The following is a 21,877-nucleotide window of genomic DNA, read 5'->3' on the forward strand; positions in this document are numbered from 1 at the left end:
CGCCCGACTTTCGCTTATCCGGCCGGGTCCGAGCCCCGGCGGGCGAACAAGAAGGAGCGGCCGATGGCCCACAAACAGCATACCCGCAATTCCTCCGGCCCGGCCGGTCCGAGCCAACGCCAGCTGCGCGCCGGCGAACTGATCCGTCACGCCCTGGTCGACATCCTGCGTGAGGAGGACATCCACGACGAGGCCCTGGCCGACGTGTCCGTCACCGTGACCGAGGTCCGCCTGTCGCCGGACCTGAAACACGCCACCTGTTTCGTCGAACCCCTGGGCGCCGGCGTCGAGGCCGCCGCGACCACGGGCCACGAGAGCGAGATCATCAAGGCGCTGAACGTCCACGCCAAATTCCTGCGCGGCCAGTTGGGCCGGCGTCTGGACATGAAGTTCACGCCGGACCTGCGCTTCCGCCACGACGAAAGCTTCGACGCCGCCAGCCATCTCGACCGTCTGTTCGAAGACCCCCGCGTCCGCGCCGACCTGGAACGCCGCGACGAGGAAGAGGGCGACTCCTGATGTCGCGGCCTCAAGTAGCGCGAAGCGCGGTAGGCCAAGCATCGTGGCCTCAAGTAGCGCGAAGCGCGATAGGCCCGGCATAATGGCCCGTAAGAAGAAGGGCGACGTCGTCGACGGCTGGGTGTGCCTGGACAAGCCGTTCGAGATGGGATCGACCGAGGCGGTCAGCCGCATCCGCCGCCTGTTCAACGCCCAGAAGGCCGGTCACGCCGGGACGCTGGATCCGCTGGCCAGCGGCATCCTGCCCATAGCGCTTGGCGAGGCGACCAAGACCGTGCCGATGATGATGGAGGCGCAGAAGGTCTATCGTTTCACCATCAACTGGGGCGTATCGACCGACAGCGTGGACCGCGAAGGCGAGATCATCGGCCGGTCCGACGTCCGCCCCTCGGTCGAGGCGGTGAAGGCCGCCCTGCCCGCCTTCGTCGGCGAGATCGACCAGACCCCGCCCCGTTTCTCAGCCATCAAGGTGGACGGCGCCCGCGCCTATGACCTGGCCCGCGACGGTGTCGAGTTCGAGCTTCAGTCCCGCCGCGTCACCATCCATTCGGCCGAGGTCACCGACGCCCCGGACGCCGACCATGTCGAACTGACCATCCGCACCGGCAAGGGCGTTTACGTGCGCTCGCTGGCGCGCGACCTGGCGCTCGCCCTGGGCGCCGAGGGTCACGTAAGCGCCCTGCGCCGCGAGCGGGTCGGCCCGTTCAGCACGGAAAACGCCGTCACTCTGGATTCTCTGGAAGAAATGGTGCATAGGGGCGCCGCCTCGGAAGGCTTGCTTCCCGTTGCGACCGCCCTGGACGGCATCCCGGAGCTGGCCGTGACGGATCAGGACGCCTTCTCGCTTCGGCAGGGACGCCCGATCGTTCTGCTCCCCCGTCAGGTGGAAACCCTCAAGGATCGCCTTTCCGGCGGTTCGCGAACGGTTTCAGCCTTTCAGGGCCAGACCCTCGTCGCACTCTGCCAGTTGCGGGCCGGCCGGTTAGAACCCGACCGCGTTTTCAACCTCTAGGCCCGCGCCATCCGGCAAGGGCCGAGACCCCACGGCCTCAAGTAGCGCGAAGCGCGATAGGCCAAGAAAGGACTCTTCGATGTCGGTTACTGCTGAACGCAAGCACGAGATCATCGCCGATAACGCCCGCACCGCTGGCGACACCGGCTCGGCCGAGGTTCAGGTCGCGATCCTGTCGGAACGCATCTCCAACCTGACCGAACACTTCAAGACCCACAAGAAGGACAACCACTCGCGTCGTGGCCTTCTGAAGATGGTGTCGCAACGTCGCCGCCTGCTCGACCACCTGAACAAGGTCGACGCCGGTCGCTACCAGGCGCTCATCGCCAAGCTGGGCCTGCGCCGCTAAGGCGTCGGATCAGTGTAGAATACGCTTTCGAGGCGCGGGCGGTCACGTCCGCGCCTCGTTGTGCGACTAGAGACGACCTGTGCGCCGCAGGACTTACGGCGCAGTTGCGAGGGCCATGCCGGTCCTCTCCCGGTCGACCGCGATGGCGCGGCGACCTCTGGATCGAAGGACTGAACGCCCGACGCATCCGCCCCCAATGATGGGACCCCGCACGGAATACGCCGTCCGGGATACGAAAGACGAAATATGTTCGATATCAAACGCAAGACGATCGAGTGGGCCGGACGCCCGCTGACCCTGGAAACGGGCCGCATCGCCCGCCAGGCCGACGGCGCCGTGCTGGCGACCTACGGCGAGACCGTGGTTCTGGCCACCGTCGTCTATGGCCGTTCGCCCAAGCCGGGTCTGGATTTCTTCCCCCTGACCGTCAACTACCAGGAAAAGACCTTCGCCGCCGGCAAGATCCCGGGCGGCTATTTCAAGCGTGAAGGCCGTCCCAGCGAAAAGGAAACCCTGGTTTCCCGCCTGATCGACCGTCCGATCCGCCCCCTGTTCGTCAAGGGCTTCAAGAACGAGACTCAGGTCGTCATCACCGTGCTGCAGCACGACATGGAAAACGATCCGGACGTGCTGGGCATGGTCGCCGCCTCGGCCGCCCTGACCATCTCGGGCGTGCCCTTCATGGGCCCCATCGGCGCCGCGCGCGTCGGCCTGATCGACGGCGAGCTGGTTCTGAACCCGACGGTCGACCAGATCCCGGGCTCTGACCTGGACCTGGTGGTCGCCGGCACGCAAGACGCCCTGATGATGGTCGAATCCGAAGCCAAGGAGCTGTCGGAAGAGAAGATGCTCGAGGCGCTGATGTTCGCCCACGCCGGCATGCAGCCGGTGATCGACGCCATCATCGATCTGGCCGAACACGCCGCCAAGGAGCCCTTCGACTTCCAGGCCGAAGACCACTCCGACGTCGTCACCTCGATCAAGAAGCTGGTCGGCGAGGACATCAAGGCCGCCTACACCCACCCCGGCAAGTACGACCGTCGCTCGGGCGTCGATGCGGCCAAGAAGACCGCCGCCGCCGCCCTGGTGAAGACCGACGAAAACCCCGAAGGCGTCGACAGCTCCAAGTTCGCGGCCGCCTTCAAGGAATGCGAAGCCGACGTCCTGCGTCGCGACATCATCGAGAACGCCCACCGCGTCGACGGCCGCGCCCTCGACAAGGTCCGCGCCATCGTGTCGGAAGTCGGCGTTCTGCCGCGCACCCACGGTTCGGCCCTGTTCACGCGTGGGGAAACCCAGGCCCTGGTCGTCGCCACCCTCGGCACCGGCGAGGACGAGCAGTACATCGACAGCCTGCAGGGCACCTACAAGGAAAGCTTCCTGCTGCACTACAACTTCCCCCCCTATTCGGTGGGTGAAGCGGGCCGCATGGGTTCGCCCGGCCGTCGCGAAATCGGTCACGGCAAGCTGGCCTGGCGCGCGATCCGTCCGATGCTGCCGTCGAAGGAAGACTTCCCCTACACCATCCGCCTGGTCTCCGAGATCACCGAGTCGAACGGCTCGTCCTCGATGGCCACGGTCTGCGGTTCGTCGCTGGCCCTGATGGACGCCGGCGTGCCGCTGATCCGTCCGGTCTCGGGCATCGCCATGGGCCTGATCCTGGAGCCGTCGGGCGAATTCGCCATCCTGTCGGACATCCTGGGTGACGAAGATCACCTGGGCGACATGGACTTCAAGGTCGCCGGCACCTCGGAAGGCATCACCAGCCTTCAGATGGACATCAAGGTCGCCGGGATCACCAAGGAGATCATGAAACAGGCCCTGACCCAGGCCTCGGCCGGTCGCCTCCACATCCTGGACGAGATGTCCAAGGCCATGGATGCGCCGCGCGCCGAACTGGGCGAGCATGCGCCGAAGATCGAAACCATCAAGATCGCGGTCGACAAGATCCGTGAAGTGATCGGTTCGGGCGGCAAGGTGATCCGCGAGATCGTCGAGAAGACCGGCGCCAAGATCGACATCGGCGACGACGGCACCATCAAGGTCGCCGCCAACGACCAGGAAAAGATCGACGCCGCCAAGGCCTGGATCCAGTCCATCGCCTCGGAACCGGAAGTCGGAACCATCTACTCCGGCAAGGTCGTCAAGGTCGTCGATTTCGGCGCCTTCGTGAACTTCTTCGGCGCCAAGGACGGCCTGGTCCACGTGTCCCAGATCGCCCTGGAACGCGTCGCCAACCCGGCCGACGTCCTGTCGGAAGGCCAGGAGGTCAAGGTCAAGTTCCTGGGCTTCGACGATCGCGGCAAGACCAAGCTGTCGATGAAGGTCGTCGATCAGACCACGGGTGAAGACCTAACCGACAAGATCAACGCCGAACGCGCCGAGCGCGGCGAAGAGCCCCTGTCGGACGACACCGGCGGCCGTCCCAAGCGCGAAGGCGGCGGTGATCGCGGCGGCGACCGCGGTCGTCGTCGTCGCGACTAGGACTGAGCCACACGGCTGAATGAGAAGGCCCCGCCGGCGACGGCGGGGCCTTTTTCATGGCGGCCTGTCCTAAGACCGGCACGCCGCCGGAGGATCGCCGTCGCGCGCCCACAATTTGCAGGACCGGTCGATCTCGCCCTGGATCAGGTCGCAAGGGTTGGCGGCGTTGCAGGGCGGGTGGGTCGCGGGGCTGACCTGGATGCAGCGTTCGACCAGGCGCGCGGACGCCGCCTCGCCGATCTGCTCACGACAGGGGATTTCACTGGCGGGAATCCGCTCGGGCCTCATGTCCGGTCCTTCCGGAATCCGAGCCTGAGCGTCTTCCGACGGCGCCGGCGTCGGCGCCGCGGGGTTCCCGGCCGGGGCGGGGCCAGGAGCGGCGGGGCTGGGGACCGCCGACGAAACGGTCCCAGAGGAAGAGGCGTCAGAGGAAGAGGCGTTGGGGGCGTCGCTTCCGGGCTGACAGGCCGCGACCGTCAGGGCGAAGGCCAGAACGGCGGCTGAGGCGGAACTGATGAACAGGGGGCGGCGCATCGGCATCTCCGGGCAGGGGCGGGATCACCCAGACGATGAACCGTCCCCTTAACGCGCGAAAGCCCCTATCGGCGCACCGCCTCCAGCGCAGCCTTTTGCAGGGCGAACAGTTCGGTGCAGCCGATCTCGGCCAGGGAGAAGAGGCGGTCGAACTCGGCGCGGGAGAAGCCGCGCTTCTCGCCGGTGGCCTGGACCTCGACGATCTGGCCCGCGCCGGTCAGGACGAAGTTGGAATCGGCTTCGGCCTCGGAATCCTCTTCATAGTCCAGGTCCAGCACCGGCACGCCGTCGCAGACGCCGCACGAGACGGCCGCCACCTGGTCCAGGATCGGGTCGGACTTCAGCACCCCTTCGTCGCGCAGATAGTTGAGGGCCGAGGCCATGGCGACCCAGGCGCCGGTGATGGAGGCGGTGCGGGTGCCGCCGTCGGCCTGGATGACGTCGCAGTCCAGCACCACCTGACGCTCGCCCAGGGCCTTCAGATCGACGACGGCGCGGAGCGAGCGGCCGATCAGGCGCTGGATCTCCTGGGTGCGGCCCGTCTGTTTGCCGGCGGCGGCCTCGCGGCGGCCGCGGGTGTGGGTGGCGCGGGGCAGCATGCCGTATTCGGCCGTGACCCAGCCTTGGCCCTTGCCGCGCATCCAGCCGGGGATGGTCTCCTCGACCGAGGCCGTCACCAGGACCTTGGTATGGCCGAAGGTGATCAGGCACGAGCCCTCGGCGTAGCGGTTGACGCCGGTCTCGATGGTCACGGGACGCAGTTGATCGTCGGTGCGTTGCGAATGGCGCATTGAGATGAGTCCTTGGAAGCGGGGGCTGCGGTGCTTATCCTGAAACCGTGAGCCTGTATGCCCCCAAAACTCCGCCCTTCGACGGCGCCCAGTCCTTTGCGGGGCTGGCGGGTCTGGATGCGCGCGCACGCGACATCTTCCGGCGCATCGTCGAATCCTATCTGGAGACGGGCGAGCCGGTGGGATCGCGCACCCTGTCGCTGGGCGGGATCGCCCTGTCGCCGGCCTCGATCCGCAATACGATGCAGGACCTGACCCTGGCCGGGCTGCTGGCTGCGCCCCATACATCGGCGGGGCGGATCCCCACCCATGCGGGCCTGCGCCTGTTCGTCGACGGCCTGCTGGAGGTCGGCGACCTGACGAAGGAGGAGCGGCGCGAGATCGACGGCCGGCTGGCCGGGCGCAGCCGCAACTTCGAATCCGCCCTGGACGAGGCGTCGAACCTGTTGTCGGGCCTGGCGGGCGGCGCGGGCGTGGTGTCCAGCCCGGTGCGCGAGTCCGGCGTCAAACATGTGGAGTTCGTCGCCCTGGGCGGGGATCAGGCCCTGGCGGTCATCGTCGCCGACGACGGCACGGTCGAGAACCGGATCATGACCCTGGCGGCCGGGGTCACGCCCTCCACCCTGGTGGAGGCCTCCAACTTCCTCAACGCCCGCCTGCGCGGCCGGCCCTTCGCCGACGCCAAGCGCGAGATGACCCAGGAACTGGAGATCGCGCGGCGCGAACTGGACCAGACCGCCGCCCGCCTGGTCGAGGACGGATTCGCCGCCTGGTCCGGCGGCCCGGACCGCGAGCGCGCCCTGATCGTGCGGGGCCGCGCCAATCTGTTGCAGGACGGCGAGGGCCTGGCGGATCTGGAGCGGGTGCGGGTCCTGTTCGACGACCTGGAGCAGAAGGAACAGCTGATCGGCCTGCTGGACGGGGTGGATGCGGCGCAGGGGGTGCGAATTTTCATCGGCGCCGAAACGCGGTTGTTTTCACTTTCGGGTTCCGCCGTGATCGCGGCGCCCTATATGAGCGGCCGACAGCGGGTCCTGGGCGCCATCGGCGTCATAGGCCCCGCAAGATTGAACTACGCCCGTGTCATCCCGTTGGTGGACTATACCGCCCGGGTGCTGGGCCGGATGCTGGACGGGAACGACAAGTGAGCGACAAGCCCCTTAACGACGACTTCAACGAACTGGACGCCGATATGGCGGAAACCAACGCCGAACACGGCCTGGACGCCGATCCCTCGGACAATCTCGCGCCGCTGGACGCCGTCATCGCCGAACGCGACGAGTGGAAGGACCGCGCCCTGCGCGTCGCCGCCGAGATGGAGAACCTGAAGCGCCGCGCCGAGACGCAGCAGAACGACGCCCGCGCCTTCGCCATCCAGCGCTTCGCCAAGGATCTGCTGGGCGTGGCCGACAATCTGGAGCGCGCCCTGATGGCTGCGCCCAAGGACACGGACGGCCCGACCGTGGCCCTGGTGACCGGTCTGGAAATGACCCAGAAGGCCCTGCTGCAGGCGTTCGAGACCAATGGGCTGAAGCGCGTCGCGCCCGAGGCCGGCGAGGCCTTCAACCCCCATCTGCACCAGGCCATGATCGAACAGCCGTCGGACACGGTTCCCGGCGGCGCCGTGCTCCAGACCATGCAGTCCGGTTTCGAACTGTTCGGCCGCACCATCCGCCCGGCCATGGTCGTGGTCGCGGCCAAGGGCTCGGGCGCGCAGGGCGCCAACCCCTATGGCGCAGCCCCCGCGCCCGAAGGCCAGGCCTTCGACGGCAAGGCCTGATGTCAGGACGTGAGTGGTGATGGGTGAGGGGTGAGTAGTGAGCTGCGGTGTCTCCGCAAGCCGCTCACCTCTTGCCCACGACTCACCATTCACCAGTCACTCCCCCCTCAGAACCTTCGCCGCCATCCGCCGATCAAGGCGAATTCCGGCGCGGCGTCCGCAACATGGCGCGGCTGACGGCTGGCCACGGCCTGGATCGTCAGGTTTGAGCCGTCCCACAGACTCCGCTCGCCGCCCAGGATGAAATCGATCTGGCGACCGCTCGGCGTGGCCGAGAAGCTGCGGCGCGAATAGGTCAGGGGGTCGAAATACTCGACCGGCACATCCGCCAGCCAGGCCGAGAAGGCGCCGCTTTCGATCCGCAGCGGCTGCGACAGGGTGAAGCTGATCCGGTCGCAGAGCACCGAACACCCTGTCAGCAGGCCCAGACGCCAGTTCGAACTGATCGCGGCCTGGTCCATCGACAGGAACCGGCCCTCGCTCCGGGTCGAGCCGACGCCGGCCTCGCCGATCAGGGCCAGGCCGGGCCTCAGGGTCCAGTCGCCGCCCACCGCATAGAAGCGGGTGCGCGACGGCAGGGCGAAGTCCGATCCGCCGGGCAGAAAGGCCCCCAAGGGCCCCAGACGCTCGTCCAGGCCGCCGATGCTGACGGACAGGCCGCCTTCTGCGCCGCGCCAGGCCAGGGTGGCGCGGCTGTAGCTTGAAGCCTCCGCCTCGACCCGCCTCAGCGGCATACGCCGGTCCCCGCCCCCGCTCTCGGCCGCAAGGGTCAGCGACCCGAACCGCAGGGCGCCGCGCGCCGCATGATCCGCCTGGGCCAGGGCGGCGAAACCGTCGCCGGCCGCGTCGAAGGGCGACCGCGCCCCGCCTCGACCCTGCCATGTGGCGAAGCTCAGCCGGCCCATCTCCAGGTCCAGCATGGCCTCCTGACGGGGTTCGTCGCCCAGCCAGGGCGCGTCGGTCAGGTCATAACGCGCAGCGATGGGCTCGGGCGTCTCGGCCGGCTGGGACGCCGTCAGGTTCAGGCGGCCGCCGTTCGGCAGGGCCAGCCGGGTCGTCGCCGTCCGGCTCGGCGCGAACGGCGCGGCCTGATACGAGCGGCTGGGCGCGGTCGGATAGGCCCCGCCCAGCTGGACCGCGAACATCCGGTCATAACCGTCGAACAGGACGGTCCCCAGGGCGGTCTGGCGCGAGAAGGCGTCGCCGAAGGCGGGGCCGACGAAACTGCCCGGCTCGGTCTCGGCGACGATGGAGCCTCCGTCGGCCATCGGGGTCGAGCTCGTTCCCACCGGCCGGAAGGCGTTGGCCAAGTCCAGCAAGCCCCGGCCGTAGACGATGTCGGTCCCTGCGTCCCCGGCGTCGCGCGCCGTGTCGAGAAGGATGGCCAGGGCCTGACGCGCCGAAAGATTGGGGAAGGCGTCCATCAGCAGGGCCAGGGCGCCCGAGACATGGGGCGCCGAGAAGGAGGTGCCGTTGATCCGCCAGCAGCGGGTCCCGTCGCAGCCGGTGATGACGTCCTCGCCCGGCGCGGAAATATAGGCGGCGGCCGTGGCCCCCGCGCGGTTCGAAAAGCTGGACATGACATTGGTCTCGCCGTGCGAACCGACGGCGATGACAGAGCCGGAGAACCGGGGATCCACCGCATATTGCGCAGGCCAGCCGGGATTGGCCTCGCCGTCATTGCCCGACGAGGCGACGATGACCGCCCCGGAATCGACCGCGCGCAACAGGGCCGCCTCGAAGGCGGAGCCCAGCCGACCGTCGCCGCCCAGGGACATGTTGATGATCTTAACCCCGTTGGCCACGGCGAAGTCCAAGGCCCGGACCAGGTCTGAACTGCTGAAACAGACGTCGTCGTCCTCATCTTTACAGTCGGAGATGTCGGTGCGGATCGACAGTATGGTCGATTCATAGGCCACGCCGACCGAACCCAGTCCGTTGAAGTTCGAGGCGATCACCCCCGACACCAGGGTTCCGTGGCTGTCGTTCGCGACATAGGGGGTGTTGCGGCCCGGAACCACGTCGGTCGAGGCGGTGGAAATCCGCCCGACCAGATCGGCCTGGCTGTTGCTGACGCCGGAATCGACCACAGCGACCGTGACGCCGTTTCCGGTGGCGCCGGTCTGCCACCCGACCTCGGCCTTCATATTGGCCAGGCCGTAGTTCCGCAGATACTCGGTGGAGGACACCGAAGGGGGCGGCGGCGGCGGAGGGGGCGGAGGAGGCGGCGGCGGAGGAGGAGGCGGCGGTGGTGGCGGCACGACGGGCGTTACGACGCCCCCGCCGCCGCCTCCCCCGCCCCCACAGGCCGCAAGGGGAAGAAACAACAGGCCTACACCCAGCAGAACCGCCCGGCTTAACCGCAAACCGCCCATGTCACCCTCCCTGACGCAGAGCCCTCAGCAATGCGTCACATCAGTAGCAATTCAACTCCTTAACGCTTTGTCGAGGTGGGCCAGAAGTTTCGCCCATGCGTCCCGGGCGTCCGCCTCGGCGTAGCTGGCGCGGTAGTCGGCGTGGAAGCCGTGCGGCGCGTCCGGATAGACGATGATCCGGCTGTCGGTCTGGCCCGCTCGCGCCAGGGCCTCGCGCATCCGCTCGACGCTGGCCAGGGGGATGCCCTGGTCCTGGCCGCCGTACAGACCCAGGACGGGCGCCTTCAGGTCATCGGCCAGATCGACCGGCCACGGCTGGCCGGATGAAATTTGCACCGGCGTCGCGTCGGGGGCCGGCGCCAGACGGCCGTACCAGGCCACGCCGGCGCCGATGACGGCGAAGCGCGCCGCCGCCTGCCACACCACCTTGCCGCCCCAGCAGAAGCCGGTGATCCCGACCTTGCCGTCCCGCGCCCACAGCTGCTGACTGGCCCAGTCCAGGGTCGCCGACAGATCGCCCATCACCTGCTCATAGTCGGCCGCCCCGACGATCTGCATGATCCGGCCCATGTCGGACAGGGGCGCCGGATCCTCGACCCGGTTGAAGAAGGCCGGGGCGATGGCGGCGTAGCCCTGCTTGGCCAGGCGACGGCAGATGTCATTGATATAGTCGTGGACGCCGAAGATCTCGGACACCACCACCACGACTGGAAAAGGCCCCTCGCCCGCCGGCCGCGCCACATAGGCCGGCAGTTCGATCCCGTCCGGCGCCGGATAGGTCACCTCGGCGGTCTCGAGCCCGGCGGCGTCGGTGGTGATGGGTCGGGCCTCCTTGGCCAGGGCCGCGACCGCATAGCCCGAAAAGAGCAGCCCCCCCAGGGCGCCCACCGCCCTGCGGCTCAGCTTCAGATCATCGGGGGTCTGGCCTTCGGGACGGATCAGGGTGGTCATGGGACGGCTCCAGAAACGGGGGAGCCGCAGACCATCACGGCGCGCCGGGAGCGTCCAGTCAACTTAGGCGGAAGTCGATCCGATTGGTTTGGCGAAACAGACGGCCTCCGGTCGGCCGACATAGAGGCCATAGGGCGGAATTTCGCGATAGCCGGCGCGGAGATAGAAGCGCACGGCCAAAGTGTTGACGCGACGCGTTTCCAGCCGGATTTCGCCGTAGCCGAGGCTTTTCGCCTTCGCCTCCAATGCCGCGAGCACGGCGGAACCCACGCCCCGTCCGGCGACCCCCGCATACATGCGCTTGATTTCGGCGACGCCCGGCTGGAGCGGACGCAGGGCGCCGCAGCCTATGGCCCGCCCCTGCTCGTCCCGCGCCAGTAGGAAGGCGGCGCCCGCCCCCCGAACATCGTCCTCGTCGAACGAGGCCTGGCCGCTGGAGCCCGTGATCGCCGCCAGTCGCTGGGACAGGGCGGCGATCAGGACTTTGGCGTCGGCATGGTCGGGGTCGGCGTCCTCGATAAGGATCATCCGGGGTCGATCCTCAGTGCCGGAAGACCCGCACCCCGGTGAAGGCCATGGCGATGCCCTGCTCGTCGGCGGCGGCGATGACCTCGGCGTCGCGCATCGAGCCGCCGGGCTGGATCACCGCGGTGGCGCCGGCCGCGACGGCTTCCAGCAGGCCGTCGGCGAAGGGGAAGAAGGCTTCCGAGGCGCAGGCCGAACCCTGGGCCAGGGAATGGGCCAGTCCCTTGGCCTCGCCGGCCTCCTTGGCGCGGATCGCGGCGATGCGGGCGCTGTCGCGACGGTTCATCTGGCCGGCGCCAATGCCGGCGGTCTGGCCGTCCTTGGCGTAGACGATGGCGTTGGACTTGACGTGTTTGGCCACGGTGAAGGCGAACAGCATGTCATGGATCTCGGTCGGCGTCGGCTGGCGGCGCGTGACGATCTTCAGGTCTTCGGGCTTGATCAGCGACCGGTCGCGGCTCTGGACCAGGAAGCCGCCGGCGACCGAGCGGAACACCTCGCCCGGCCCGTGCGGATCGGGCAGGCCGTCGGTGATCAGCAGGCGCAGGTTCTTCTTCGAAGCAAAGACTTCCTTGGCCTCGTCGTCAGCGCCGGGGGCGATGACGACCTCGGTGAAGATGCCGGTGATGGCGCGGGCGTCGTCGCCGTTCAGCGGGCGGTTGACCGCGATCACGCCGCCGAAGGCCGAGACGGCGTCGCATTCCAGCGCACGGGCATAGGCTTCCGACAGATCCTTGCCGACCGCGACGCCGCAGGGGTTGGCGTGTTTGACGATGACCACGGCCGGGGCCTCGAACTCCGCGACCAGTTCATAGGCGGCGTCGGCGTCGGCGATATTGTTGTAGCCCAGCTCCTTCCCCTGGACCTGGGTCGCATGGGCCACGCCGGGACGGGCCTCGCCTGTGCGGTAGAAGGCGCCGGTCTGGTGCGGGTTCTCACCATAGCGCAGGGTCTGGGCCAGAGAACCGGCGATGGACTTCCGGGCCGGGGCCGCGTCCTCGACCTGGCTTGCGAACCAGCCGGAGACGGCGGCGTCATAGGCGGCGGTGCGGGCGAAGGCGCGGGCGGCCAGCCGCTTGCGCAGAGCCAGATCGGTCGAACCCTCCGCCTTCAACGCCTCGAGGATCAGGCCGATGGACTCGCCGTCGACGGCGACGGCGACATAGCCGTGGTTCTTGGAGCCCGAACGGATCATGGCCGGGCCGCCGATGTCGATATTCTCGACCGCCGCCTCGAACGAGCCGCCCGCAGCAACAGTGGACTCGAACGGATAGAGGTCGATCCAGACGATATCGATGGCGCCGATGCCGTGGTCGATCATTGACTGGGCGTGGTCTGCCGCGTCGCGCACGCCCAGAAGGCCGCCATGAACGACGGGGTGCAGGGTCTTGACCCGACCGTCCATCATCTCGGGGAAGCCGGTCAGGTCGGCCACGTCCTTGACCGGCAGGCCCAGTTTGGCGATCGCCGCGCGGGTGCCGCCGGTCGAGACCAGTTCGACGCCCAGGTCGTGCAGGGTGCGGGCGGCGTCTTCCAGCCCGGCCTTGTCGGACAGGGAGATCAGGGCGCGTTGCGGCTTGACCCGGTCGGGGGCGGGCGGGAAGTCGGGAGCGGCGGGCATGGCGGCGTCCGTAAAGGCTGGGGGAGGATGGCGCGGCGTCTAGCACCGGGGCGCCCGTGCGTCACCCCGTATGCGGACGGATCAGAGCAGGCCGAACCAGCGAAGCGCGTTGAGGATCAGCCCAAGCGCGATCAACGGACCGAAGACCCGAAAGGTGTGACGCGTGCATCGCTCGGGAAAGAAGGTGTCATAGGCGCCGTCCGGGCGGGCGCCGTAGCGGACGGCGACGGCCGTCAGAGGGCACTTCAGGCCGAAGCCGACGAAGACCACGACCTCAATGGCCACCAGGGTCAGGGCGACGTAAAGCCACGGCCCGCTTCGCCCCGAAATCCCAGCGTAGAGGACGGCGAAACAGGCCACGGACATGACGATATAGATGGCCGTATGCAGACCGCGCACGATCCGCAGGCGGCCGGCGTCGGTCACGTCGGATCACCGCTCGCGCCCGCCGGGCTCAGCTTCCAGCGGATCCGGCTCTCGCTGTCGGTGCGGGCCGAGCCGCGCACCACGATCTGCAGCGAGCGGCGGGTCAGGCCGGCGTCGATATGGACGCTGGGTTCGATGGCCACGTCGGGGCCGTCGGTGCGGAACCACCAGCCCCGGCCCGAGGCGCCGCGCAGCAGGATCGAGCGACGGTCCCGCGCCAGCGAGGCCTGGACCCCCGGCTCCAGATGGAAGCGGATGGCGTAGGGGGCCGCGATCTGGCGGATCATCTCCTTGCGGCCCGGCGTCGGGAACAGCTTCTCCTCAGCGCGCAGTTCGTCCATCCGCTGGTCCAGATAGAGGCGGCGCTGGTGGTTCAGGCCGAAGGCCTCGTTCCAGCCGTCATGCTCCATGTCCAGCCAGACGGCGCCGTCGCCGTCGCGCTGATCGGTGGTGACATGGATCGGCGGCCCGACCAGGCGCGGGCCCAGCAGTTCGCCCTTCCAGCCGCCCAGCGGTTCGTTCAGCGACCGCTCGCCCAGGGTCAGGGTCGAATGGCCGGGCGTCAGCCGCAGGGCCTGACGATCCGTCGCCCGCGGGGTCCAGCCGGAGCCGGTCACCAGCCGATCCTTGCCGCAGGCGATCTCCAGCGCCATCGGCTGGGCGCAGGCGGACGCCCCCCAGGCGCCACCGGCCGGCGAGGCGGCGTCGGCGACGATGGCCAGCAAGGGGCTGGCGATCCGCGCCAGGCCGGCGACGGTTCCGGTCGGCGGATGAGCGGGATCGCCCTTGGTCGTGGCGGTCTCGTCATGGGCGCGGGCGGCGGCGACACGGGCGACGGTGGACGGTCCCCCGCCCTGGAAACTGGCCAGGCGACCGTCGGGCAGGGTCAGAAGCCGCAGGCCCTGCGTCAGGCGGGCGATGGCGCCCGATACGGCGTCCGGCGTCGGCTCGGACAGCTGGGCCAGGGCGTCGTCCAGGGTCAGCAGGTCGAGCAACAGCTCCAACCCGGCCTCGGGACTGCGTGACGCATGGCCGCCGTCGTCCAGGACCGTGGTCTTCAAGGCGCTCGTCAGGCCGCCCAGCGCGCGCCGCCGCAAGGCCTGACCCGGCGCCCCGGCCAGGACGCAGCCGCCGACAGCCGCCGCCGTCAACCGTTCGGCCCGGGTCGCCAGGCCGCCGGGCGGGCGCAGCAGCTGTCGGGTCTGGCGCGCTAGGCTGTCGGCCAGTTTCAGCCGCTCGGCCTCGGTCGCCACCGCGCCCATCTTGCGGGCGGCGCAGGCCAGGTTGATCACCCGGCGCGGCAGAATTTCGGGACCCCAGGCGAAGGGCGACCAACGCGCGAAGGTGTCCGCCCAGGCGAGCGTCAGACGCAAGGCCTCGCGCGCGCCCCGCTCCCCCTGGGCCATCAAGGCCGGCAGCCAGTTGAAGGCATGGAGTTCCACGGCGAAGGGACGCGACGGGCTGGGGCGGTTCCACGGATCCGCCGGCGCCTCGACCTCCATCGAGGCGCCGGCCAGAACGAAACGACCGACCAGCAGATTCTTGCCCGGCGCCGGATCGTGCGGCCGGAAATCGCGCGGCGTGGCCGCGAAGGCCGTGACCTTGCCCCCGCCCAGGAACGGGCTCAGCGTCAGGCTGTAACCCGGCAGGCCGTACAGCTCGATCCACAGTTGACGGGTGACTAGGCGTCCGGCGATGGCCGGCCACAGGCCCGGTCCAGTCGCCGTCTCGCCCGACCGCACCGGGGTTCGCACCGGCGCGCCGGCCAAGCCGGGGATCTGACCCGAGGCCACGTCGGGCGTGGCTTCGGCGCCGCGCGGGGCGAAGGGACTGATCGGGCTCACGCGGCGGCCGGGACGGCCTTCAGGGCGGCGATATTGGTCGCATAGTCGCCCTTGAACACGAAGGAGCCGGCGACCAGGGCGTCGGCCCCGGCCGCGACGCAGGCCGCCGCATTGGCCGAGGTCACGCCCCCGTCCACCTGTAGATGGGCCGTCGATCCGGCGCGGTCCAGAATGGCGCGGGCGCCGGCGATCTTGCGCAGCGAACTGTCGATGAATTTCTGTCCGCCGAAGCCGGGATTGACCGACATGATCAGCACCAGGTCCACCAGATCGACCACCTCTTCGAGGATCGACAGGGGGGTGGCCGGATTGAACACCACCCCGGCCTTGGCCCCCAGCTGGCGGATGCGGGCCAGGGTGCGGTGCAGGTGCGGCCCGCTTTCGGGATGGACGGTCAGCAGGTCGGCCCCGGCGTCACGGTAGGCTTCCAGCCAGGGATCGACCGGCGCCACCATCAGGTGCACGTCGAACGGCAGGCTGGTGTGCGGACGGATCGCCTTCACGATGTCCGGACCCAGGGTGATGTTCGGCACGAAATGACCGTCCATCACATCGACATGGATCCAGTCGGCGCCCGCGGCTTCCAGCGCGCGGACCTCTTCTCCCAGCCGCGCGAAATCGCTGGCGAGGATGGACGGGCAGATCAGGGGGGTGAGGGCCATGGCCACGGGATAAGGCGGCGAGGCGGGTCGAGCAACCGGCTTGGCGAAGACGATCCGCCGTGTTCTACTCTTGTTCACGCCAAATCCACCCTGGAAGCCCCGATGTCGATGGAAGACCTGTCCGCCGCGGAACCGGTCCGAGTGTTCGAGGACGGGTCCGGCGACCGCTTCCTGATCTATGGCGCCCATGACGGGGCGCGGGTCGAGATCCGCTTCGACGGCGACGCCCTGTGGATGAGCCAGGCCCAGATCGCGGGCCTATTCGGCCGCGACGTCTCCGTGATTTCGCGCCACATCGCCGCCATTCTGGAAGAGGGCGAATTGGGCGAGGCCGCCGATTTGCATTTTATGCAAATTAAGGGGCCGGCAGATCGCATGGTCAGGGCCTACAGCCTCGATATGGTGATCTCGGTCGGCTACCGGGTCAGTTCGGCGCAGGCGACCCTGTTTCGTCGCTGGGCGACGGCGGTGTTGATCCGCTTCGCCACGCGCGGCTTCGTCGTCGACGCCGAGCGGATGAAGGCTGGTGGCGAGCAGGATCGCATCCGCGAACTGCGCGACATCATCCGCGACATTCGCAGCGAGGAAGCGAATCTCTATGCGGAAATCCGACGCATCTGCAGCCTGTGCCAGGATTATGACCCCAAGTCGGACGCTTGGCGAACCTTCTATCGCAATACCCAGGCCAAGCTCTGCTTCGCCGTGACAAGCCAGACGCCCGCCGAGGTGCTGGTGGCGCGCGCAGACCCGGCGGCGGCCGACATGGGCTTGCAGACCTGGAAGGGCGAACGGATCGGCGCGGCCGATGCGACCGTGGCCAAGAACTTCCTGGCGCCGGGCGAGGTGCGGGAGTTGAACCGGCTGACCGACCTGTTGCTGACCATCTTCGAGGATCAGCTGGAGACCAGCCGTCTGACGACCATGGCCGAGGCGGCGGCCCTGCTGGATGCGCAGTTGAAAGGGCTGGGCCGCGTCGTACTTACCGACGGCGGGCGCGTGTCCCGAGACGACGCCGACCGCTACGCCAAGGCGGCCTACAAGGCCTTCGACGCCGAGCGGAAGGCGCAGGAAAAAGCGAGGATCGAGCGGGATTACGCCGAACTGCGCAAATCCGCCGACACCCTGTCCGCGTCGAACCGCGCGTCTCGAAAACCCTAGGCGATCCGTTCCAGCTTGGCGGCGAAGAAGCCGTCCAGACCGCCGTGTTCGGCCCACATGGACGGCAGGATGCGCAGCCAGCCTTCGGGCGTCAGGGCCTCGGGCGGGGCGCCCAGGGCCGCAGGGTCCGCCGCGACGGTGCGGAAACCGGGGTTGCGGCGCAGGAAGGCGATCACCTGGGTCTCGCCCTCCTCGCGCTCCAGGGAACAGGTGCAATAGACCAGACGGCCGCCCGGCTTGACCCGTTCGGCGGCGGCGTCGAGCAGCCGGTGCTGGACGTCGGCCAGTTTGGCGACCTCGGCCGGCTTGGTGGCGCGCAGGACTTCGGGGTTGCGGCGGAAGGTGCCTGTGGCGGTGCAGGGGGCGTCCAGAAGCACGGCGTCGAAGCTGCGGTCATCCTCCCAGTCCTCGGCCGGGACGGCGATCACTTCGGCGGTCAGGCCGGTGCGCTCGAGATTCTGGCTGAGGCGCTTCAGGCGCGGGGCCGAGCGGTCCAGGGCGACAACCGAGGCGCCGGCGGCGGCCAGTTGCAGGGTCTTGCCGCCAGGAGCGGCGCACATGTCCAGGGCGGTCTCGCCGGGCTTGACGCCCAGCAGACGGCCCGGAACGGCGGCGGCGGCGTCCTGGACCCACCAGTCGCCGTCGTCGAATCCGGGCCAGGTCGCGACGTCGCCGCGACGGCCGGTGCGGACGGTGCCGCCCTCAAGCGCCTCGCCCTCGACGGCGGCGGCCACGGCGGCAGGATCGACGCCGGGCTTGAGGCTGAGATCCGTCGCCGGCTCCTCACGGGCGGCCAGGGCCAGGCCGGTGAGGGCGGCCTCGCCATAGGTCGCCTTCCAGCGAGCGGCGATCCAGTCGGGCAGATTGCTCTCAGCCGTGGTCAGGCCGGGGCCGTCGCGGCCGACGCCGCGCAGCACGGCGTTGACCAGATTCTTGTAGGGCCGGGTCTTGGGATCGCGCTCGGCCAGCTTCACGGCCGTGGACACGGCGGCGAAGGCGGGGGTCTCCAGCACCAGGGTCTGGGCCAGGGCGATGCGCATCAGGGTGCGGACCGCCTCGGGCGGCGACTTCTGCAGACGGCGGTTCAGGATCTGGTCGATCTCGCCCAGACGACGCAGGGCGGCCATGGCCACGGCGCGGGCGAAGGCGCGGTCGACGGGCTCCAGCGCGCGGGCGGCGGGCTGGGACAGGGCCTCGTCCAGGCCGTTGCGCTTCTCAAGCGCGGCGTTCAGCAGGATGCCCGCCACCACCCGGGCCTCGACGCCGATGTCGTCCTGCGACGGAGCTTGCGCCACCTCGACCGGCGCCGGGCGCGGCCGGCCCTTGGTCGCCATGCGGCGACCGCGCGCCTGTGAGCTGTGACCGCCGCCCCGTCCTTCAGAACCGCGTCCTTCGGAACTCATACGGCCACCTGCGCGCCCAGCTCGACCACACGGCCGGGCGGGATATGGAAGAAGTCGGTCGGATTGGCGGCGTTGCGCATCAGGAAGATGAACAGCCGGTCCTGCCACAGGGGCATGCCCTGGCGCGCCGACGGGATCAGCGAGCGGCGGCCCAGGAAGAAGCTGGTCGACATGATGTCGAACTTCAGCCCCTGTTTGCGGCACAGGCCCAGGGCGCGGGGCACGTTCGGCGTCTCCATGAAGCCATAGGTGATGGTCAGCTTCTTGAAGTCGTCGTTGATCGGCTCCATCCGCACCCGGTCGGCTTCCTTGACGCGCGGCCGTTCGGAGGTGCGCACGGTCAGGATGACGTTCTTCTCGTGCAACACCTTGTTGTGCTTGAGATTGTGCATTAGGGCGACCGGCGCCACGTCGGGATCGCTGGTCAGGAAGATCGCGGTGCCAGGCGCGCGGTGCGGCGGTCGGGCCTGAAGCATCTCGATCAGGTCGTTCAGCGGCAGGCTGTCCTTGCGGGTCTTGGCCGTCAGGATCTGGGTGCCGCGCACCCAGGTCCACATGATCAGGACTAGGCAGGCGCCCAGGACCAACGGCATCCAGGCGCCGTCCGGGATCTTCAGCAGGTTGGAGGTCAGGAAGACGCTGTCGATGAAGGCGAACGGAACCAGGGTCCCGGCCACCGCCCACATCGGCCATTTCCAGCCCTTGCGGATCACCGAATAGGCCATCAGCGTATTGACCAGCATGGTCCCCGTGACGGCCACGCCATAGGCGGCGGTCAGATTGTGCGAGCTCTGGAACACGACCAGCAAGACCAGCACCCCGATCATCAGGAAGCTGTTGACCGCCGGCACGAAGATCTGGCCGGCCTGGGTTTCGGAGGTGTTGCGGATGTCGATGCGCGGCAGAAGGCCCAACTGGACAGCCTGTTGGGTGACCGAGAAGGCGCCGGTGATCACGGCCTGAGAGGCGATGACGGTGGCGGCCGTGGCCAGGATCAGCATGGGCCAGTAGGCGAACTCGGGCACCATGTTCCAGAACGGGTTTTCGGCCGAGCCGGGATTGTCGAGGATCAGGGCGCCCTGGCCCAGATAGTTCAGCGTCAGGCAGGGCAGGACGAAGGCCAGCCAGCCCATGCGGATCGGCGCCTTTCCGAAATGGCCCATGTCCGCATACAGGGCCTCCGCGCCGGTCACGGCCAGGAAGACGCTGCCCAGGATGATGAAGCCCAGGAAACCGTCCTTCAACAGCAGCATGACGCCATAGTGGGGCGACAGGGCGCGCAGCACGCTGACGTCGTCGAAGATGTGGTACAGGCCCAGCCCGCCCAGGCACAGGAACCAGACGGCGGTGATCGGGCCGAAATATTTGGCCAGGCTGGCGGTGCCGCGCGACTGGGCCATGAACAGGGCGATCAGGATTCCGGCCGAGATCGGCACGATGAACGGATCGAGCTTGCCCGACAGGCCCGGCGCGTCCTGCAGGCCCTCGACGGCCGACAGAACCGAAATGGCGGGCGTGATGATGCCGTCGCCATAGAAGAGGGCCGCGCCGCAGACGCCCAGGATGAAGATCCAGGCGCTGCGCCGGCCGACCGCGAACTGGGCCAGGGCCATCAGCGACAGGGTGCCGCCTTCGCCCTTGTTGTCGGCGCGCATCAGGAAGAAGACGTATTTGAACGTCACCACCACCATCAGGGCCCAGAAGGCCAGGGAGACGACGCCGATCACGGCCAGGTCGCCGCCGACGCCCGACTGGGCGTGGGCGATGGCTTCACGCAGGGCGTAAAGCGGGCTGGTGCCGATGTCGCCGAACACCACGCCGATCGCGCCCAGGGTCAGGGCCCAGAAGCCGCCGTGCTTGGCGATCTGGCCCCCTGGAGCGTGGGACTCGGGTCCCGTGGCGTGGGTGGGTTTGTCCGGCGTGTTCGACGCGGCGGGGAGAGCGCCCGCGTCGTGGGGAGTATCCCCGGCCATGCGTATCCTCCGGGTCTCCGACGACAGGTCGAGCCCTTCAAAGCGGCGAGCCTTTAGGCCCATTCCGCGCCCGCTTCAATCGTGGGCGCGGGGATTCGGTTTCCCCTTGCACCACAAGGATTTGTGATTCGGTCCAGGAGCGCCTATTTTCCTTACAGGAACACAACCATGTCAGACAGCCAGCGCTTCCCCGTCGCCGCCCACGCCTTGGCCTATATGGCCCACAAGGGCGCTTTTTCGCCTGCCCAGGCGGCGCCCAGCGCCTTGCTGGCGGCGTCCGTCCCGACCAATCCTGTCGTGGTACGGCGCGTGACGGCGCTGCTGGCCAAGGCGGGACTGATCGCCACCCGTCCCGGCGCCACCGGCGGATCCTGGCTGCTGCGCCAACCGGAAGACATCCGACTGGACGAGGTGCTGAAGGCGGTGAACGGCTGCGCCCACATCGGTTCGCCCCCCGCTGGGGCCAAGGGCTGCCCGATCAGCGAACATATTCCCCGCCAGGTCGGCAAGGCCCTGACCGCCGCCGACGAGGCCGCGACCGAGGCCCTGTCCAAGATCACCATCGCCGACCTGCTGGACGAGAACCCCGTCTCCCTGGCCGCCTATACGCCCCACGCCTCCTGCCCCGTCGCGGCATGAGCATGGGACCTGGGCGGCGCCGGATCGACGCATGAAGCGGACGGTGCTGATCACGGGCGCCTCCGCCGGCATCGGCGCGGCCCTGGCCCGCGCCTACGCCGCCGAGGGCTGGGACCTGATCCTGACCGCCCGGCGAGAAGGGCCGCTCGTGACCCTGGCCGAGGCCCTGTCCGCCGCCCATGGCGTCGTCGCGACCGTCCTTCCCGAAGACCTGTCGGACCCAGCGGCGCCCGAACGTCTGATCACCGCCGTCACGGCGCGCGGCCTGACCGTCGACGGCCTGGTCAATAACGCGGGTTTCAGCCGCGTGACGGGCTTTCTCGACACCGACCTGGCCGCCCACCGCGCCATGATTCAGGTCATGCTGACGGGGCCGGTCGAGCTGTCGCGCCTGTTGTTGCCCGGCATGGTCGAGCGACGCTTCGGCCGGGTGCTGAACGTCGCCTCCCTGGCCGGCCAGATGCCCGCGACCGGCGGCGACACCCTGTACGGACCCATAAAGAGCTTCCTGATCAAGGCGTCCCAGGGCCTGTATCTGGAAACCTTGGGAACCGGGGTCCACGTCACGGTGCTGAACCCCGGCTACACCTTGACCGAGTTTCACGACGTCAACGGCTCGCGCGATCAGGTGTCCAGCGCCTATCCGGCCTGGATGTGGATGGACGCCGCCCGCGTCGCCCGCATCGGCTACGACGCCTGCGAGGCGAACCGGCCCAGCGTGACCCCCGGCGTCATGAACAATCTGATGGCCGGCCTGGCCCGCTTCCTGCCCGACGGCCTGGCGCTGCGCATGGTGGCGAACCACGCCAGGCGGCTGGACCGGCTTTAGCC

At 68.8% G+C, this 21,877-nt stretch carries 20 protein-coding genes; 9 read left to right on the forward strand and 11 right to left on the reverse strand.

What is annotated here, in order from left to right; all coding sequences use genetic code 11:
- Nucleotides 1-63: 63 nt before the first annotated feature.
- The 4 genes from rbfA to pnp all read left to right on the forward strand — a co-directional run bounded on the left by rbfA (nucleotide 64) and on the right by pnp (nucleotide 4,364).
- Nucleotides 64-519: a 30S ribosome-binding factor RbfA gene (gene rbfA, locus GYM46_RS07100; RefSeq protein WP_008263233.1), complete on the forward strand. Its 456-nt coding sequence runs from the start codon at nucleotides 64-66 to the stop codon at nucleotides 517-519.
- Nucleotides 520-601: 82 nt separating this feature from the next.
- The gene (gene truB / locus GYM46_RS07105; RefSeq protein ID WP_008260713.1) at nucleotides 602-1,531 is read left to right on the forward strand and encodes a tRNA pseudouridine(55) synthase TruB; all 930 of its coding nucleotides are present in this window, start codon (nucleotides 602-604) and stop codon (nucleotides 1,529-1,531) included.
- Nucleotides 1,532-1,610: 79 nt separating this feature from the next.
- Nucleotides 1,611-1,880, forward strand: coding sequence for a 30S ribosomal protein S15 (gene rpsO / locus GYM46_RS07110; RefSeq protein WP_008261985.1), 270 nt, complete (start codon nucleotides 1,611-1,613; stop codon nucleotides 1,878-1,880).
- A gap of 246 nt (nucleotides 1,881-2,126) precedes the next feature.
- Nucleotides 2,127-4,364: a polyribonucleotide nucleotidyltransferase gene (gene pnp / locus GYM46_RS07115; protein WP_008260258.1), complete on the forward strand. Its 2,238-nt coding sequence runs from the start codon at nucleotides 2,127-2,129 to the stop codon at nucleotides 4,362-4,364.
- A gap of 69 nt (nucleotides 4,365-4,433) precedes the next feature.
- Here the strand turns inward: pnp and GYM46_RS07120 are convergent, their stop codons facing one another.
- Together GYM46_RS07120 and rph are read right to left on the reverse strand one after the other, a co-directional pair.
- Nucleotides 4,434-4,898: a hypothetical protein gene (locus GYM46_RS07120; RefSeq protein WP_050771582.1), complete on the reverse strand. Its 465-nt coding sequence runs from the start codon at nucleotides 4,896-4,898 to the stop codon at nucleotides 4,434-4,436.
- A 65-nt stretch (nucleotides 4,899-4,963) separates the two neighbouring features.
- The gene (rph, locus tag GYM46_RS07125; protein WP_008259300.1) at nucleotides 4,964-5,689 is read right to left on the reverse strand and encodes a ribonuclease PH; all 726 of its coding nucleotides are present in this window, start codon (nucleotides 5,687-5,689) and stop codon (nucleotides 4,964-4,966) included.
- A 53-nt stretch (nucleotides 5,690-5,742) separates the two neighbouring features.
- Here rph and hrcA point away from each other — a divergent pair, with 53 nt between their 5' ends.
- Both hrcA and grpE read left to right on the forward strand, forming a co-directional pair.
- The gene (hrcA, locus tag GYM46_RS07130) at nucleotides 5,743-6,837 is read left to right on the forward strand and encodes a heat-inducible transcriptional repressor HrcA (RefSeq protein WP_050771681.1); all 1,095 of its coding nucleotides are present in this window, start codon (nucleotides 5,743-5,745) and stop codon (nucleotides 6,835-6,837) included.
- A gap of 44 nt (nucleotides 6,838-6,881) precedes the next feature.
- Complete coding sequence (grpE, locus tag GYM46_RS07135) at nucleotides 6,882-7,469, forward strand: nucleotide exchange factor GrpE (RefSeq protein WP_369733886.1); 588 nt, start codon at nucleotides 6,882-6,884, stop codon at nucleotides 7,467-7,469.
- A gap of 107 nt (nucleotides 7,470-7,576) precedes the next feature.
- On the opposite strand, the gene GYM46_RS07140 is transcribed toward grpE, so the two are convergent.
- The 7 genes from GYM46_RS07140 to rpe all read right to left on the reverse strand — a co-directional run bounded on the left by GYM46_RS07140 (nucleotide 7,577) and on the right by rpe (nucleotide 15,873).
- A complete protein-coding gene (locus GYM46_RS07140; RefSeq protein WP_232216199.1) occupies nucleotides 7,577-9,658 on the reverse strand; it encodes a S8 family peptidase in 2,082 nt (693 codons plus the stop codon).
- Nucleotides 9,659-9,895: 237 nt separating this feature from the next.
- The gene (locus GYM46_RS07145) at nucleotides 9,896-10,795 is read right to left on the reverse strand and encodes a dienelactone hydrolase family protein (RefSeq protein ID WP_008264418.1); all 900 of its coding nucleotides are present in this window, start codon (nucleotides 10,793-10,795) and stop codon (nucleotides 9,896-9,898) included.
- 63 nt (nucleotides 10,796-10,858) lie between these two features.
- Nucleotides 10,859-11,323, reverse strand: coding sequence for a GNAT family N-acetyltransferase (locus tag GYM46_RS07150; protein ID WP_008264417.1), 465 nt, complete (start codon nucleotides 11,321-11,323; stop codon nucleotides 10,859-10,861).
- A gap of 13 nt (nucleotides 11,324-11,336) precedes the next feature.
- Nucleotides 11,337-12,941: a bifunctional phosphoribosylaminoimidazolecarboxamide formyltransferase/IMP cyclohydrolase gene (gene purH / locus GYM46_RS07155; protein WP_008264416.1), complete on the reverse strand. Its 1,605-nt coding sequence runs from the start codon at nucleotides 12,939-12,941 to the stop codon at nucleotides 11,337-11,339.
- A gap of 81 nt (nucleotides 12,942-13,022) precedes the next feature.
- Nucleotides 13,023-13,367 carry a hypothetical protein gene (locus GYM46_RS07160; protein ID WP_008264109.1) on the reverse strand — a complete coding sequence of 115 codons (345 nt, stop codon included), beginning with the start codon at nucleotides 13,365-13,367 and terminating at the stop codon, nucleotides 13,023-13,025.
- The gene (locus GYM46_RS07165; RefSeq protein ID WP_008264362.1) at nucleotides 13,364-15,211 is read right to left on the reverse strand and encodes a heparinase II/III family protein; all 1,848 of its coding nucleotides are present in this window, start codon (nucleotides 15,209-15,211) and stop codon (nucleotides 13,364-13,366) included. The genes GYM46_RS07160 and GYM46_RS07165 overlap by 4 nt, the downstream gene beginning before the upstream one ends.
- Entirely contained in the window at nucleotides 15,208-15,873 is a 666-nt protein-coding gene (gene rpe, locus GYM46_RS07170; RefSeq protein WP_035308238.1) for a ribulose-phosphate 3-epimerase, read from the reverse strand. The genes GYM46_RS07165 and rpe overlap by 4 nt, the downstream gene beginning before the upstream one ends.
- A gap of 102 nt (nucleotides 15,874-15,975) precedes the next feature.
- Between rpe and rhuM the strand changes: the two genes are divergently transcribed.
- Nucleotides 15,976-17,031, forward strand: coding sequence for a RhuM family protein (gene rhuM / locus GYM46_RS07175; protein ID WP_008260382.1), 1,056 nt, complete (start codon nucleotides 15,976-15,978; stop codon nucleotides 17,029-17,031).
- Here the strand turns inward: rhuM and GYM46_RS07180 are convergent.
- Together GYM46_RS07180 and GYM46_RS07185 are read right to left on the reverse strand one after the other, a co-directional pair.
- The gene (locus GYM46_RS07180) at nucleotides 17,028-18,365 is read right to left on the reverse strand and encodes an RsmB/NOP family class I SAM-dependent RNA methyltransferase (RefSeq protein ID WP_008263228.1); all 1,338 of its coding nucleotides are present in this window, start codon (nucleotides 18,363-18,365) and stop codon (nucleotides 17,028-17,030) included. The two genes, rhuM and GYM46_RS07180, sit on opposite strands and share 4 nt — an antisense overlap.
- Nucleotides 18,366-18,430: 65 nt before the next feature.
- A complete protein-coding gene (locus tag GYM46_RS07185; RefSeq protein ID WP_035308235.1) occupies nucleotides 18,431-20,407 on the reverse strand; it encodes a potassium transporter Kup in 1,977 nt (658 codons plus the stop codon).
- Between the two features lie 168 nt (nucleotides 20,408-20,575).
- Here GYM46_RS07185 and GYM46_RS07190 point away from each other — a divergent pair, with 168 nt between their 5' ends.
- Nucleotides 20,576-21,046 carry an Rrf2 family transcriptional regulator gene (locus GYM46_RS07190; protein WP_008264287.1) on the forward strand — a complete coding sequence of 157 codons (471 nt, stop codon included), beginning with the start codon at nucleotides 20,576-20,578 and terminating at the stop codon, nucleotides 21,044-21,046.
- Nucleotides 21,047-21,077: 31 nt separating this feature from the next.
- Nucleotides 21,078-21,875 carry an SDR family NAD(P)-dependent oxidoreductase gene (locus GYM46_RS07195; protein WP_008262293.1) on the forward strand — a complete coding sequence of 266 codons (798 nt, stop codon included), beginning with the start codon at nucleotides 21,078-21,080 and terminating at the stop codon, nucleotides 21,873-21,875.
- The last annotated feature ends 2 nt before the right edge of the window (nucleotides 21,876-21,877 follow it).

Origin of the sequence: Brevundimonas mediterranea, assembly GCF_011064825.1 — a bacterium.
In the GTDB taxonomy this organism is placed as follows: domain Bacteria; phylum Pseudomonadota; class Alphaproteobacteria; order Caulobacterales; family Caulobacteraceae; genus Brevundimonas; species Brevundimonas mediterranea_A.